This is a genomic window from Streptomyces sp. NPDC048825, assembly GCF_043198355.1.
Taxonomy (GTDB): Bacteria; Actinomycetota; Actinomycetes; order Streptomycetales; family Streptomycetaceae; genus Streptomyces; species Streptomyces xiangluensis.
The window spans coordinates 287,786-301,076 of sequence record NZ_JBICUR010000012.1; the positions used below are offsets into that span (position 1 = coordinate 287,786).

Here is a 13,291-nt window from a genome sequence, read left to right on the forward strand (position 1 = left end):
TGCATGACGGGTATGAAATTGTGACAGACAAAATGGAACGAGAGGGCGCGATTGGCCGTCGCCTACGCCCCAAAAGCCTTGTCTTTACCCTTGACCGGCTTCGCCCCCGCCAGCAGATGCGCGGGTACGAGATCACGAGCGGGCTCGGTGTAGCCGACGGAGACGATCTTGTCGTCCTGGTAGGTGAACGTCGTCAGCGAGGCGAGTGTGCACTGCCTCTTGCGCGGGTCGTGCCACAGCCGGCGCCGCTCCACGTAGCTGCGCACGATCCAGATCGGCAACTGGTGCGAGACGCACACCGCTTCATGCCCGCGCGCCGCGTCCTTGGCGGCGTCCAGCGCCCCCATCATCCGTACGACCTGCTCCATGTACGGCTCGCCCCAGGACGGCCTGAAGGGGTTGAGGAGGTGCTTCCAGTTCTCGGGCCGGCGCAGCGCACCGTCGCCGACGCCGAAGGTCTTGCCCTGGAAGACGTTGCCGGCCTCGATCAGCCGGCGGTCGGTCGCGAGGTCCAGGCCGTGTCTCTCGGCGACCGGGGCGGCCGTCTCCCGCGCCCGCTCCAGCGGCGACGAGACGACGTGCGTGATGTCCCTGGCGGCGAGGTGCTCGGCGACCCGCTCGGCCATCCGCAGCCCCAGCTCGGACAGGTGGTAGCCGGGCAGACGCCCGTACAGAATCCCGTCCGGGTTGGCGACCTCGCCGTGCCGCACCACGTGTACGACGGTGATGTCACTCATGCTGCCGTGGCCTCCGCTGCTGCCCGTGCCGCCGCCGGAAGGGCGTCGGCGATCCGCTGGACCGCCCGCTCGTCGTGAGCCGTCGAGACGAACCAGGACTCGAAGGACGACGGGGGCAGATAGACGCCCTGCGCCAGCATCGAGTGGAAGAACGCGGTGAAGCGGTACGACTCCTGCGCCTTCGCGTCCTCGTAGTTCTTGACGGGGCGGTCGGTGAAGAACACGGAGAACATACTCGAGGCGTTCTGCACCCGGTGCGCCACACCCTCTTTGGTGAGCGCGTCCGACACCAGCGTGCGGAGCTGCTCGGACACCGCGTCGACCTTCTCGTACGCCGCGTCGTCGAGCAGCCGCAGCTGGGCGAGCCCGGCGGCGGTGGCGACCGGGTTACCGGAGAGGGTGCCCGCCTGGTAGACGGGGCCGGCGGGCGCGAGGTGCGCCATGACATCCGGCCGTCCACCGAAGGCGGCGGCCGGGAAGCCGCCGCCCATGACCTTGCCGAAGGTCATGAGATCAGGACGTACGCCATCGATCCCGAACCATCCGGCCTTGCTGGTCCGGAACCCGGTCATGACCTCGTCGGAGATGTACAGCGCGCCGTTTTCCGCACAGGCATCCTTGAGCCCTTGGTTGAAGCCGGGCTCCGGCGGCACGACGCCCATGTTCCCGGGCGACGCCTCGGTGATCACGCAGGCGATCTGGCCGGGGTGGGCGCGGAAGGCCTCGTGCACGGCGTCGAGATCGTTGTACGGGAGGACGATGGTGTCCCCGGCCTGGGCACCGGTGACGCCGGGGGTGTCGGGCAGCGCGAACGTGGCGAGTCCGCTTCCCGCGGCGGCCAGCAGGGCGTCCACATGCCCGTGATAGCAGCCGGCGAACTTGATCACCTTGGCCCGCCCCGTGTAGCCGCGGGCGAGACGGATCGCGGACATGGTCGCCTCGGTGCCGCTGGAGACGAGCCGGACCTGTGCGACGGGCTCGATGCGGGCGACGATCTCCTCGGCGAGCGCGACCTCGCCCTCACCGGGCGTACCGAAGGACGTGCCGCGGGCCACGGCCGCCTGGACCGCCGCGATCACATCCGGGTGGGAGTGGCCGAGGATCATCGGCCCCCAGGAGCAGACAAGGTCCACGTACTCCCTTCCGTCGGCGTCGGTCAGGTACGGACCGGTGCCGGACACCATGAACCGGGGCGTACCACCCACGGCACGGAACGCTCGCACGGGAGAGTTCACGCCGCCGGGTGTGACGGCCGCCGCACGGTTGAAAAGAGCATGAGAAACTGGGGCGTCGTATTCGTACGGATAGTTCACACAGCCATGGTGTCAGAGGCCCAGAAGATCCTGCGGACAGGTGTTTCAACGCACGTTTCGGCGGGCGGTCGTGGGGGAGGTCACTGACATGATGATCGGGTTGCGTGGCGGGGGTTACGCACCTTAAAAAAGCAGTCGGGTGGAGATATGCATCGCGGTGGCGGACTGGGCGAGGGGACCGATGACCTCGGTCCTCGTCGTGCCCGGCGGGGAAGGCACCGGCGCGAGGCGGAAGCGGCGGCCGAAACACGCGAAACCCGCGAGGTACGGCAGACGGAGAGTGAGCCCGAGCCGGGCGAGCGGATCGACGGACTCAACGGGATCCGTCGGATCGATGCCCCTCGGGCAGAGAGCAGGAATGGTGGCCGGGTGGGGGTGACGTACAAATACTTCGGGGCCCCGGACGGCGCGACAGCCGCCCGTGTCCCCATCTCCATGCGCCCTGAGGAACTCGGCGGCGACGAGCTCGGCATGAACGGCATGTTCACGAAGATCAAGCCGGAGACGATGGCCGCGATGGTCCTCACCGGCATAGAGGGCGTCCCGCTGAACAAGGTCCCTCCGCTCGAACTCGTAGTCCTTCACCCGGACTACGCCGTAGTCAAGCTCCCCATGACGGTCGTAGACCCCCTACGCGGAATCGGCGAGGAGGCGGTCGGCGCGGCGGCCTTCATCTGGTCGACGGTCCCGGACCGGGGCGGGCCGCGCGACGCGTTCAACGTGTACCAGCTGCTGCACGAGTGGCAGGACTTCAGCCATCGGTTGCACGAGGCGGGGCATCAGCCGTATTGCCTGGTGTGGCCCTGAGCTGGGATTTCACTCGTGGCGGGCGGGGCCTTCGGGCCTCGCCTTTTTCAGTGCCGGAGAGGGGCCGTCAGGCGGCCAGGGCGCGTTGAGGGCACATTGGTTTCGCCGGAAGCCGGCGGTGAACCGGCGAGGCGACGCGGTGTGCCGCGCGCGACCTCCGGCTGCTGTGAACGCGCGTCGGTGAGAGGGTTCGGCGCCGGCGCTCCCCGCCGGCCGGACATCACAGGAGTGCTGCCCTTCCCCCGTCGCGGGTGAGGCACGAGGCGCGTACTTCGGATGCGATGGGCAGGAGCGGCGGGGCGTGTGCCGGCCACTGCCCGGCCGACTCCGCCTGCGTACCGGCCGACTCGGCGAGGTGGACAGCGTGAAGCACTGGCGGGCTCTGATCGTCCTGGGTACGGCCCAGTTCCTCATGGTCCTGGACACCTCCGTCATGAACGTGTCCATCAGTCAGCTGGTCGAGGACTTCGACACGGAGGTCACCGCCATCCAGGCCGTCATCACTCTGTACGCGCTGGTCATGGCGGCGTTCATGATCATCGGCGGCAGGTTCGGGGACATCCTGGGGCGTCGTCGCATGTTCCTTCTGGGGCTGGCCGTCTACGGCGTGGGGTCGGCCCTGACCGCCGTGGCACCCACTCTGTGGGTGCTCACGCTGGGCTGGTCCGTCATCGAGGGACTGGGAGCCGCCATGGTGCTGCCGGCCATGGCCGCCCTCGTCGCGGAGTCGTATCGCGGGAAGGACCGGGCCGTCGCCTACGCGGTCATCGGCGGGCTCGCCGGCGCCGGGATCGCGGTCGGCCCGCTGCTGGGCGGCTGGGTGACGACGTACCTCACCTGGCGGCTGGTCTTCGCCGGCGAGGTCGTGGTCGTCGCGGCCGTCCTGCTGTGCCGCCGGATGATCGCGGAGTCCCCCCGGACCGGCCCGCGCCCCCGGCTGGACGGGGTCGGTGCGGTGCTCTCGGCGGCCGGACTGGGGCTGGGCGTGCTCGGGGTGCTGCAGAGCAGCACCTGGGGATGGGTGCAGCCCCGCAATCCTCCCTTCACCGTCTTCGGCTTCGCCCCGACGCTGTTCGTCGTCGGCGCCGGGGCGGCCGTTCTGGCCCTCTTCCGGCACTGGGAGCGGCGGCGGGAACACCAGGGCGCCGACCCTCTCGTGCACCTGTCCCTGCTGGGCAGACCCGTGCTTCGGTCCGGCCTGATGACGCTGCTGAGCCAGAACCTCATCCTGCTGGGGCTGTTCTTCACCATCCCGCTGTACTTGCAGGTGGTTCAGGGGTTCGACGCCTTCGAGACGGGGCTGCGCCTGCTGCCCGTGTCCGCCACCATGCTGGTGACCTCTCTTTCCGCGTCCTCGCTGGGACGGGTGTGGGGGCCGCGCAGGGTGGTCCGGCTGGCCCTGGCGACCCTGGTGGCGGCCATCGTGTGGCTGCTGGCCACCATCGACCCGGTGATCGACGACGCGCAGTTCGCCGGAGCCATGGCCCTGCTGGGCGTGGGCGTCGGCCTGCTCGCCTCGCAGCTGGGCAACGTCGTCCAGTCCGGCGTCGGCGAGGAGGAACGCAGTGAGGCCGGAGGACTCCAGTTCACGGCACAGAATCTGGGCTCCGCGCTGGGCACCGCACTCATCGGGTCGATCCTCATCGGTGCGCTGGCCCACGCCTTCACCACGCAGGTGGCGGACAACCCGCGGCTGTCCGAAGAGACCCAAGAGCAGGTCGGTGTCACTCTCCAGGCGGGGATCACCTTCGTCTCCACCGATCAGGTGCGCTCGGCGGCCGAGCGTGCCGGGTTGCCGTCGTCCGAGGTCGACGCCGTCGCGGACTCCTACGCCTCCGCGCAGCTGGACGGTCTGAAGGCGGCGATCCTTGCCACCGGCGGCATCGCTCTCGCCAGTTTCCTGGTCACTCCGCACCTGCCGACGGCTCAAGGAAGCCGTCCGCGGCAGCCGGACACCGACGCTCCGGCCGGAGCGACCGGACCGACGCGCTGAGTCCGGAGGGAGTCACCGGTGTCCAGAACCAGGACCGGCCCGGCCACGGCCCGCGGGGAGCGCCGTGCCGAGCGCCGGGCCCGCGCGGACTACACGGGCGGCGTCTACGGATCCATGCTCGCGGCCTCCGTGGTGATCGGCGCCGGATCGCTGGGCGAGTTCCCGCGCACCGAGCTGGTGCTGCTGCTGTTGCTCACCGGCGTGGTGTTCTGGATCGCGCATGTGCATGCCCAGTTGTTCGGGGCGCGCTTGTCGCAACAGGCTCCGGACCGCCGTGTCGTGCTGCACGTGTGCCGTGACGAGTGGCCGATCGTCAAGGCCGCCGTCCCGCCGGCCGCCGCGGTCGCCGTCAGCCCGCTCCTGGGCCTGGACGTGCGAGGTGCCCTCTGGCTGGCGCTCTCCGTCGCCGTGGCCGGTCAGGTGGGCTGGTCCGTGGCCGCGGCACGCCGCGCCGGTGCTTCGCGGCGGCTTGTGGCCGCCACCGCATCGGTCAACCTGTTGCTCGGTCTGCTGATCATCTCCTTCAAGATCGTTCTGACGCATTGATCTGTGGCGTCCTTCGCCGGGCGACGGTCACCTGTACCGGGTGAGGCCCGAAGGAGGGCGGAAGCGGACGATCGCAGGGAAGGGCGCCGTCCGCCTGTCCCAGGCAGTCGAGGGGAGGACAGCTCATGCGCTACGAGATCCGAGTCGAAGGACACCTGTCGGAAACGCTGACCAAAGCCTTCCCGGAGCTGGGCCACGTGGTGATGTCCGGTCAGACCGTCCTGTTCGGCCCTGTCGTGGACGAGGCGCACCTGTACGGGCTGCTGGCGCGCTGCCAGTCACTGGGACTGCGCGTCGTGGAGATGCGGCAGGTGCCGGAGTGACGGGACCGGACATGGACAGATGCGATGCCGGATCGCTCGGAGGGCCATGAGCAAGCACCGGCCCGCCCGCTGGACGGCAAGCCGTGCACATGTCCTGATGACGGTGTCCGTGCCCGGAAGACCCCTGGAACGGCGGTGCTGCCGCCCAGCCGCCGTGGGGCACACGCTCCCCTTGCCCTTGCCTCCTCATTGACGCCGGGCGACCTCGCATGGTGACCGGGCAAGGGTCCTCAGAGCCGCTCGGCCCTGATCCTGCCGGAGCGGCAGGCGGCTTCCAGCTCCTCCAAGTCCCGCTCGTTCTGGTCGGCGTAGGACTGGGCGAACGCAGTGAGCGCGCGGTCGAAGCGGTCGCTGCCGCCCAGGTAGGCGGCGAGGGCGAGGGGATCGCCCGAGCGGGCGTGGGCCCGTGCCAGGGATGCCCCGCACAGCCGGCCGAAGAGGGAGAGCAGGCGCGGCCCCATGGTCTCCGGCCGTGCGATGCCCTTCCAGTCCCACAGTTGGCGCACGTAGAAATCCCGGCCCTGCCCGTCGAGGCCCACGACGTGCGTCCAGCCCAGGAAGATGTCGCTGGTGGTCTGCATCAGGCGCTGTCCGACCACCACCCGGCGGCCCTGGTTGTCGTAGCGTTCGCCACCCGTGTGGGCTGCCAGCACCGACTCCTGGGCCTCCTTGGCCTGCAGCAGCAGGGGGTCGTCGTCGTCCCTGCCGAGCAGGAGCAGCACCCAGCAGCGCGTGCCGACACTGCCGACGCCCACCACCTTCCGGGCCATGTCCACCAGACGGTAGTGATGCAACAGGTGCCGGCGTTCGGACGACAGGGTCCGTGCGTACTCGCCCAGGAGGGTCTGGAGTTCCTTCTCCGTCCCGGCTTCGGACGAGTCGGCGGGCAGCAGTTGGCCGAGCGGAGTGATCAGCGGTGGGTCCGGCGCGATGCGCCGGCCCTCGGCCGTGACGCGGGTGAGCTTCTCGAAGGCCCTCAGGTGCGTACGCGTGCGGGCCCGCGCCGTGGCCTCGGCGGTGCGGCGCCTGGCCTCCCTGTCCAGCGACTTGTCGTTCGACGAAGCCAGCAGTTCCCGCAGCCGGTCGGCGTCGTCCTGGGCGTACCAGATGTCCAGGGTGCGCATACCGGCGAATTCGCGCATCCGCTCCCGGTACGCCCTCACGCTGGCCAGCACGGTGCTGTTCTGTTCCTTGAGCGAGAAGCCGTTCGCGCGGGCTGCCGTCACGAAGCCGGCCGCCAGCCGCTTGACGTCCCATTCGAACGGCCCGGGCAGCGTCTCGTCGAAGTCGTTGATGTCGAAGACCAGACGGCGCTCCGGCGAGGCGAGCAGCCGGAAGTTCAGCGGGTGGGCGTCCCCGCAGAGCTGCACCTGGAGCCCGGTGTTGGGGAGGGGCGCCAGGTCCGCTGCCATGATCGCGGCCGCGCCGCGGTAGAAGCGGAACGGCGACTCGAGCATGCGGCCGTAGCGGATCGGCACCAACTCCGGTACTCGCTCGACCGACTGATGCTCTATCAGCTCGACCGGGTCGGGTCGCCGCTGCGCCGTCTCGTACCAGCCATGGCACGAACGCGACGCCCGCCTGCGCGCGTTCCTGCCGTACTCCGCTCGCTCGGCCGGTGACAGGGAGGCGGTGAAAGCGCTGGGTACGGTCATGGTCCGGCCTCCCGGTCCGGCGTCCCGGCGTCTGTGCCGGTTCGCGGCTCCGCCGACGGCCCGCGGCCCTGCCGGCGCAGCCCCGCCTGGACCGCGCTCGCCAGCACCCGTGCGGCGACACCCACGAGCAACAGGCCTCCCGCCATCTGCACCATCGTCAGCACGCGCCCGGTCTGGGAGCGTGCCGTGATGTCCCCGTAGCCGACGGTGCTGAAGGTGGTGAGAGTGAAGTACAAGGCGTCCGTCCTGGTCATCGGCTCGCTGAAGGAGCCCGGGGTGGAGTGGTCCAGCAGGTAGTAGGCACCGGCGAAGAGGACCAGGTACAGCACCAGCGTGGCGGCCAGGGCCTCGATGGCCTTCAGGCGTGGGTGGGGTGAGCGCGCGATGGCCCGCACTTCCCACCCGAACACCAGCAGCACCGCCACCAGGCCGCACACGAGCAGCGCCGACGCACCGGCCGTACGGCGCTCGTCCAGGGGCAGCAGGTAGTAGGCGGTGACGAGGCCGGCAGCGATGAGCACGGCGCGGGCCACGGCGACGATCGCCGCCCACCGGCGGGGGCGGAGCCGAAGGCGCCGCCGGTGGGCGTCCGGCCCGGACCGGGTGCCGTCCGTCAAGGCAGCGCTCGGATCGCTCATCTCGTGCCTCTTCGTTCCGTCCGGCCGGAAGGCCGATGGGCGGGGCGCCGGAAGATTCCCACCTCACCGCCCCGGCGGCGTCACCGGATCACCCGTGGTGGGTGATCCCGGCACCGGGTGACAGGCGTGACCCTGGAGCGGTCAGGTCCTCGCTACACCGCCCCTCGGCCACCGCCCCCTCGGACACCGCCCCGTCGGGCGAAGCGGTGGTCGCCCTCGCGTGGCGTGCCGCGCTCCGAAAGACGCATCCCACGGGGCCGCACTCCCCCGCCGAGACGGCCTGACACCGCACCCGCCGCTCCGGCGCGCGCGACAAACGCACCGGGCCCGTGCGATCGCCCACCACGGTCGTCCCGACCGGCGGCCTTCGGGGCCGGGGCAGCGCACACACGGAAAGGCGCACACATGAAACCGGCCGCGACCCCGGATTCGCCGGACTCCGGCGGAGCCTCGCACCGGAAACACGTCATGACCGCCGAGGAGCGAGCGGAATACGAGCGACTGCGCCGTCAGGCGGCGGTGCGCCACCGGCGGGTACGCCGGGCCGGCTCCTCGGTCCTCCTCCTGCTGGCCCTGCTGCTCGCGCCCCTGGCCGTCGTCGCGGCCTGGGTCCAGGACACGGTCTCCGACACCGACAGGTACGTGGAGACCGTCGCGCCGCTGGCGTCCGAGCCACCCGTGCAGGACGTCGTGATCAACCGGCTCACGGACCGTGTGGTGGCCAACGTGGACGTCGCGGCGGTGACGGACTCGCTCACCAGGGTCCTCCAGGACGCCGGGGCGCCACCCCGCGTGGTGGAGGGGGCCGAGTCCCTGGAGGGGCCGCTGCGCGAAGCGGTCAGGACCGTCGTGGACCGCACCGTCACCCGCGTGATCACCGGCGACGTCTTCCAGCAGGTGTGGGAGGGCGCCAACCGGCGGTCGCACGCCGCGGTGGTGAACATGCTCACCGGTGAAAGGGAGGGTGCGCTGCGCGCCGAGGGAGACACGGTCCAGCTGGACGTGGGAGCGGTCGTCGACGAGGTACGGGAGCGGCTCGTCGACGCGGGCTTCGACAAGGCCGCCGCCATCCCGGACACCGACCGGACCATCACGCTGTTCCATACCGAGGAACTGGGCAAGGCGCAGGACACGATGCGGCTGCTGGACATCCTCGGCACCTGGCTGCCCGTCCTGACCGTCGTACTCGCCGCGCTCGCCGTGTGGAGCAATCCGGCACACCGGGTGACGCTGATGATCACCGCGACGGGTGTCGGCGTGATGATGGTGGTGCTGCTCGTCGCGCTGGCCGTGGTCCGACGGGTCTATCTGGACTCGGTCCCGCCCACGGCGCTGCCCACCGACGCGGCCGCGGCGATCTACGACACGTTCGTCCGGTTCCTGCGCGACAGCACGCGCACCCTGCTGGTCGTCGCGGTGATCACGGCACTGGTGGCGTACCTGTACGGTCCCGGACGTCCCGCACGTGCCGTCCGCACGGTGACGGACAGGGGCACGACGGCCGCCGGCCGGGGGCTGCACCGCGCCGGAGTGCGCACCGGGTCCACCGGACGCTGGCTGACGGACCACCGGGCATGGACCACGGGTGCCGTCATCGCGGCGGGAGCGCTGGCGCTGGTGCTCTGGAACCACCCCACGGTCGGAGCGGTGGCGCTCGTTCTGGGCATCGCCCTGGCCGTCCTGATCGTGGTGGCGGTCCTCGCGGCCGCCGCGGGCCCGACCGCCGGGCATGAGGACCGGGCGGCGGCCCCGTGAGCCATGGCAAGCAAACCCGGCCCCGCCCCGGCGTCCCGCAGGCGCACTGCCATGGAGCGAATCCTGGCGAGCCTGCGATCCGGTCCGGTGGCCCGGCTGCTTCCCCGCCTGTCGGCGCTCAACGTCGTGGAGGGCTCCGTGCGGCTGGCCGCGCAAGCCTTCATCACCGCGCTGCCGCTGCTGATGACCGTCGCGGCGTTCGCCCCCCGAGGGGTGCAGGACCTGCTGACCGACTCCCTCCGTGCGGTTCTGGGGGTGCGCGGTGACACGCTCGACGAGGTACGCCGTGCCTTCACCGCCACCGGCACACCACGGGACGCCGCCGGAGCTGTGGGCGTGGTGGTGACTCTCGTGTCCGCCACGGCCTTCAGCCGGGCGCTTCAGGCGGTATGCGAGCGGTGCTGGCACATGCCCCGGACACCGGTGCGAGCCGCGGTCTGGCGCTGGCTGCTCTGGCTGCTCGTCTGGCTGGGCGTCCTCCTGGTCCAGGCACCGCTGCGCAGCGGGTTCGGCGGCGGCCCGGTGATCGGAGGGGTGCTGTCCGTGCTGTCGGCGACTCTGCTGTGGTGGTGGTCCCAGCACCTCCTGCTGGGCGGCAGGATCGGCTGGCGGAACCTGCTGCCGGGAGCGCTGCTCGCGGGCACGGGCACGGTCGTGCTGAGCTGGGCCGCCGGCCTGTTCCTGCCCGCGGTCATGGAACGCAGCCTGCAGGAGTTCGGCCCGCTGGGGCCCGTCTTCACGTTCCTCTCCTGGTTGATCGCCGTGTTCCTGGTGGCCGTCTCGGGCCTCGCCCTCGGCCAGTACGTCGCCTCCTCCGACTGGTATCGGACAGCCGCCGTCCCTCGCCGTACACGGACAGAACCCTGATTTGCCGCAGGAACGCATCCATCGAGTGCCGGGCCGCCCGCAGGCTCACCCGCGTCGGGTGAGGCCACCCGGCCCTGACCGTGCCCACGCTGAAGACAGCACGCAACGGCGGGCGGGCGAGCGCCCGGGACGGAGAAGAGACATGAGCGCGCAGACGTACCTGGCGTACGACTACCCCTTGCTGAGCGTCTTCTGGAGCATGCTCCTGTTCTTCCTGTGGATCATGTGGTTCGTCCTGCTCTTCCGCGTCGTCGTCGACATCTTCCGCGACGACGAGATGAGCGGGTGGGCGAAAGCCGGCTGGCTGGTGCTCACCATCCTGCTGCCCTTCCTGGGCGTCTTCGTCTACGTGATCGCCCGCGGCAAGAACATGGGCCGCCGGGAAATAGCGCAGGCCCGAGCACAGCAGGAAGCCTTCGACGCCCGCATCAGGGAGGCCGCAGGCGGCATGGGCCGGCCCAGCAGCATCGACGAACTCGCCAAGCTGTCCGAGATCCGTGCCCGTGGCGACATCACGGACGAGGAGTTCCGCAGGGCCAAGGATCTGGTCCTGACCGGCCACGGCCCGGCGGAGGACGCCGGCTCCACCGCCCGCACCCCCGGTCGCTGAGCATCCGCACACCACGAATCGAGGCACAAGATGACCGCAACACGCACCCGGCCGGAACCTACGGCGAAGCAGGAATGGGCAACCGGGCTGACGGCCTTCGCCGCCGTGATTCTCTTCCTCGTCGGCCTGCTCGACATCTTCCGCGGCATCATGGCCATCGCCGAGGACGACATCTTCGTCACGACGCGCGATTACGTGTTCGAGTTCGACCTGACCGGCTGGGGCTGGGTCCACCTCGCTCTGGGCGCGGTCGCCGTGATCGTCAGCATCGGGCTGCTCAAGGTCTCGGTGTGGGCGCGTGTCGCCGGCGTGGCCATCGCCGGACTCGTCATCATCGCCAACTTCCTCTCCCTGCCGTACTACCCGGTGTGGTCGGTCGTGATGATCGCGCTCTCGGGCTTCATCATCTGGGCCCTGTGCGTGGTCCGGCGCGACAACCTCTTCGACCTCTCCGAGGAGCGCCCACTGTCCGAGGAGCGCCCGCCGCACAAGGTGTGAGGCAAGAGAGAAGGGCCGACCGGTGGGACGACACGGCGGGAACACGAGTGGGTCGGGAGAGGAGGCAGAGGCCGCAGCCGTACGCGAGGACAGCGCCGGACGGGCTCGCCTCGCCGTGCTCGCCCTGCTGGGCAGCATCCTGGTGCCGCTCGTCGCCGCCGGTCTGCGGAGCGTGCTGTGGGCCCTGGTCGGCATCGCCGGACTGGCGCTCGCCGCCGTCGGGGTGTGGTGGACCCTGGCGCACACCGGAGTGGTCCGTGCCCTCGGCGTGGCCCTGTCGGTGACCGCGCCGGTCGCTGCCCTGGCCCTGTATGCCACGTTCGGCATGCTCGGGCCGGCCTTGCTGTCCCTGGGCCTGTGGCTGCTGGCCGTCACGGCGGCACGTACGGCCCTGACACCTGGTCACACCGCCTCCGAACAGGCTGTCGTCGAGGCGCCCCGCGCTCCCTGGGTCCTCATGAATCCGCGCTCCGGCGGCGGCAAGGTGGGTCGTTTCGACCTGGTGGAGAAGGCCCGGGCCGCAGACTGCCGGGTGGTCCTGCTCGACGCGGGCCAGGATGTCGCCGAGCTGGCCCGACAGGCCGCAACCGAGGGGGCCGATCTGCTGGCGGTGGCGGGCGGCGACGGCACCCAGGCGCTGGTGGCCGAGGTCGCGGCGCTCCACGACCTTCCCTTCGTGGTGATTCCCGCCGGTACGCGCAACCACTTCGCCCTCGATCTCGGCCTCGACCGTGACGATCCGGCGGCCGCCCTGGAAGCCCTGACCCACGGCGTCGAACTCCGCATCGACCTCGGGTACGCCGCGGACCGCGTCTTCGTCAACAACGCCTCGTTCGGCACGTACGCGTCCGTCGTCACCGACCCCGCGTACCGGGACGCCAAAGCCCGCACGACCCTGCGAACCCTCCCCGGCCTCCTCACCGGCGAGGACGCGCCAAGGCTGCGGGCGCGGGCCGACCGGACATACGTCGACGGACTTCAGGCGCTGCTCGTCAGCAACAATCCCTACGGACGTGCCGTCGACGCGGCCCATCCGGGGCGCAGGGAGCGGCTGGACTCGGGACTCCTCGGTGTGGTGTGCGTGCGGGTCGGCAACACCGCTCAGGCGGCGCGCCTGGTGCGCGGTCCGCGCCCCGGGGGACTCATCCGGCTGAGCGCCGGGGAAGTCGTCGTAGAAGCCGACACGGACGCCCTCCCGGTCGGCATCGACGGGGAACACGTCGTTCTGCCGTCACCCGTCGTGTGCCGCAGCGCGCCCGGGGCACTCCGGGTCCGCGTGCCACGCCATCGCCCAGGCACGCCACGGGCGAGCGGTGCAGCGGCCGACTGGCCGCGCGTGGCACGGCTGGCGCTGGGCCGTCTGTTCCCGGGCCGGGAACAGCACGTCACGGCGTCTGAGACTTCCGGTCCGGCCTCCTCCTCGTGATCCGGCTCCATCCTCGCTGATGCCGCCAGGGTGCTGGTGCAGCGCGCGGTTCACCGGTACACCTTCTTCGCCAGGGCCCGACGCTTGGACGAGGTCCGCCTCGGCATGGTCAGGCCATGGTCA

13 protein-coding genes are annotated in these 13,291 nt (G+C 70.8%); 9 read left to right on the forward strand and 4 right to left on the reverse strand.

What is annotated here, in order from left to right:
- Nucleotides 1–62 precede the first annotated feature (62 nt).
- Together ACGFNK_RS28255 and hemL are read right to left on the reverse strand one after the other, a co-directional pair.
- Nucleotides 63–737: a histidine phosphatase family protein gene (locus ACGFNK_RS28255; RefSeq protein WP_393420295.1), complete on the reverse strand. Its 675-nt coding sequence runs from the start codon at nt 735–737 to the stop codon at nt 63–65.
- Nucleotides 734–2,050 (reverse strand): glutamate-1-semialdehyde 2,1-aminomutase, encoded by a 1,317-nt coding sequence (gene hemL / locus ACGFNK_RS28260; RefSeq protein WP_386349612.1) that lies wholly within the window; start codon nt 2,048–2,050, stop codon nt 734–736. Before hemL ends, ACGFNK_RS28255 begins: the two co-directional genes overlap by 4 nt.
- 147 nt (nt 2,051–2,197) lie before the next feature.
- Here hemL and ACGFNK_RS28265 point away from each other — a divergent pair, with 147 nt between their 5' ends.
- The 4 genes from ACGFNK_RS28265 (at nt 2,198) to ACGFNK_RS28280 (ending at nt 5,719) form a co-directional block, all read left to right on the forward strand.
- Nucleotides 2,198–2,857 carry a hypothetical protein gene (locus tag ACGFNK_RS28265; protein WP_393420297.1) on the forward strand — a complete coding sequence of 220 codons (660 nt, stop codon included), beginning with the start codon at nt 2,198–2,200 and terminating at the stop codon, nt 2,855–2,857.
- Nucleotides 2,858–3,221: 364 nt separating this feature from the next.
- Nucleotides 3,222–4,850, forward strand: coding sequence for an MFS transporter (locus tag ACGFNK_RS28270; RefSeq protein WP_393420421.1), 1,629 nt, complete (start codon nt 3,222–3,224; stop codon nt 4,848–4,850).
- An 18-nt stretch (nt 4,851–4,868) separates the two neighbouring features.
- Nucleotides 4,869–5,396, forward strand: coding sequence for a hypothetical protein (locus ACGFNK_RS28275; RefSeq protein ID WP_393420299.1), 528 nt, complete (start codon nt 4,869–4,871; stop codon nt 5,394–5,396).
- A 125-nt stretch (nt 5,397–5,521) separates the two neighbouring features.
- Nucleotides 5,522–5,719, forward strand: coding sequence for a hypothetical protein (locus ACGFNK_RS28280; RefSeq protein ID WP_393420301.1), 198 nt, complete (start codon nt 5,522–5,524; stop codon nt 5,717–5,719).
- 230 nt (nt 5,720–5,949) lie between these two features.
- Here ACGFNK_RS28280 and ACGFNK_RS28285 read toward each other — a convergent pair whose 3' ends face one another.
- Complete coding sequence (locus ACGFNK_RS28285) at nt 5,950–7,374, reverse strand: DUF2252 domain-containing protein (protein ID WP_393420303.1); 1,425 nt, start codon at nt 7,372–7,374, stop codon at nt 5,950–5,952.
- Nucleotides 7,371–8,012: a potassium channel family protein gene (locus ACGFNK_RS28290; protein WP_393420305.1), complete on the reverse strand. Its 642-nt coding sequence runs from the start codon at nt 8,010–8,012 to the stop codon at nt 7,371–7,373. Before ACGFNK_RS28290 ends, ACGFNK_RS28285 begins: the two co-directional genes overlap by 4 nt.
- 405 nt (nt 8,013–8,417) lie before the next feature.
- On the opposite strand from ACGFNK_RS28290, the gene ACGFNK_RS28295 reads away from it, so the two are divergent.
- The 5 genes from ACGFNK_RS28295 (at nt 8,418) to ACGFNK_RS28315 (ending at nt 13,168) form a co-directional block, all read left to right on the forward strand.
- Nucleotides 8,418–9,767 carry a hypothetical protein gene (locus ACGFNK_RS28295; RefSeq protein ID WP_393420307.1) on the forward strand — a complete coding sequence of 450 codons (1,350 nt, stop codon included), beginning with the start codon at nt 8,418–8,420 and terminating at the stop codon, nt 9,765–9,767.
- 51 nt (nt 9,768–9,818) lie between these two features.
- On the forward strand, nt 9,819–10,634 hold the full coding sequence (locus tag ACGFNK_RS28300; RefSeq protein WP_393420309.1) for a YhjD/YihY/BrkB family envelope integrity protein: 816 nt from the start codon (nt 9,819–9,821) through the stop codon (nt 10,632–10,634).
- 142 nt (nt 10,635–10,776) lie between these two features.
- Nucleotides 10,777–11,244 carry an SHOCT domain-containing protein gene (locus tag ACGFNK_RS28305; protein ID WP_393420311.1) on the forward strand — a complete coding sequence of 156 codons (468 nt, stop codon included), beginning with the start codon at nt 10,777–10,779 and terminating at the stop codon, nt 11,242–11,244.
- Nucleotides 11,245–11,274: 30 nt separating this feature from the next.
- Nucleotides 11,275–11,742, forward strand: a complete 468-nt coding sequence (locus ACGFNK_RS28310) for a hypothetical protein (protein WP_386349586.1) — start codon at nt 11,275–11,277, stop codon at nt 11,740–11,742.
- 22 nt (nt 11,743–11,764) lie between these two features.
- On the forward strand, nt 11,765–13,168 hold the full coding sequence (locus tag ACGFNK_RS28315; RefSeq protein ID WP_393420313.1) for a diacylglycerol/lipid kinase family protein: 1,404 nt from the start codon (nt 11,765–11,767) through the stop codon (nt 13,166–13,168).
- The last annotated feature ends 123 nt before the right edge of the window (nt 13,169–13,291 follow it).

Bases quoted from the DNA above. Each gene is read 5' to 3' on its own strand.
- ACGFNK_RS28305 (WP_393420311.1), top strand. From the start codon at position 10,777: ATGAGCGCGCAGACGTACCTGGCGTACGACTACCCCTTGCTGAGCGTC.
- ACGFNK_RS28255 (WP_393420295.1), bottom strand. From the start codon at position 737: ATGAGTGACATCACCGTCGTACACGTGGTGCGGCACGGCGAGGTCGCC.
- ACGFNK_RS28265 (WP_393420297.1), top strand. From the start codon at position 2,198: ATGCATCGCGGTGGCGGACTGGGCGAGGGGACCGATGACCTCGGTCCT.
- ACGFNK_RS28310 (WP_386349586.1), top strand. From the start codon at position 11,275: ATGACCGCAACACGCACCCGGCCGGAACCTACGGCGAAGCAGGAATGG.
- ACGFNK_RS28290 (WP_393420305.1), bottom strand. From the start codon at position 8,012: ATGAGCGATCCGAGCGCTGCCTTGACGGACGGCACCCGGTCCGGGCCG.
- ACGFNK_RS28300 (WP_393420309.1), top strand. From the start codon at position 9,819: ATGGAGCGAATCCTGGCGAGCCTGCGATCCGGTCCGGTGGCCCGGCTG.
- ACGFNK_RS28280 (WP_393420301.1), top strand. From the start codon at position 5,522: ATGCGCTACGAGATCCGAGTCGAAGGACACCTGTCGGAAACGCTGACC.
- ACGFNK_RS28295 (WP_393420307.1), top strand. From the start codon at position 8,418: ATGAAACCGGCCGCGACCCCGGATTCGCCGGACTCCGGCGGAGCCTCG.
- ACGFNK_RS28285 (WP_393420303.1), bottom strand. From the start codon at position 7,374: ATGACCGTACCCAGCGCTTTCACCGCCTCCCTGTCACCGGCCGAGCGA.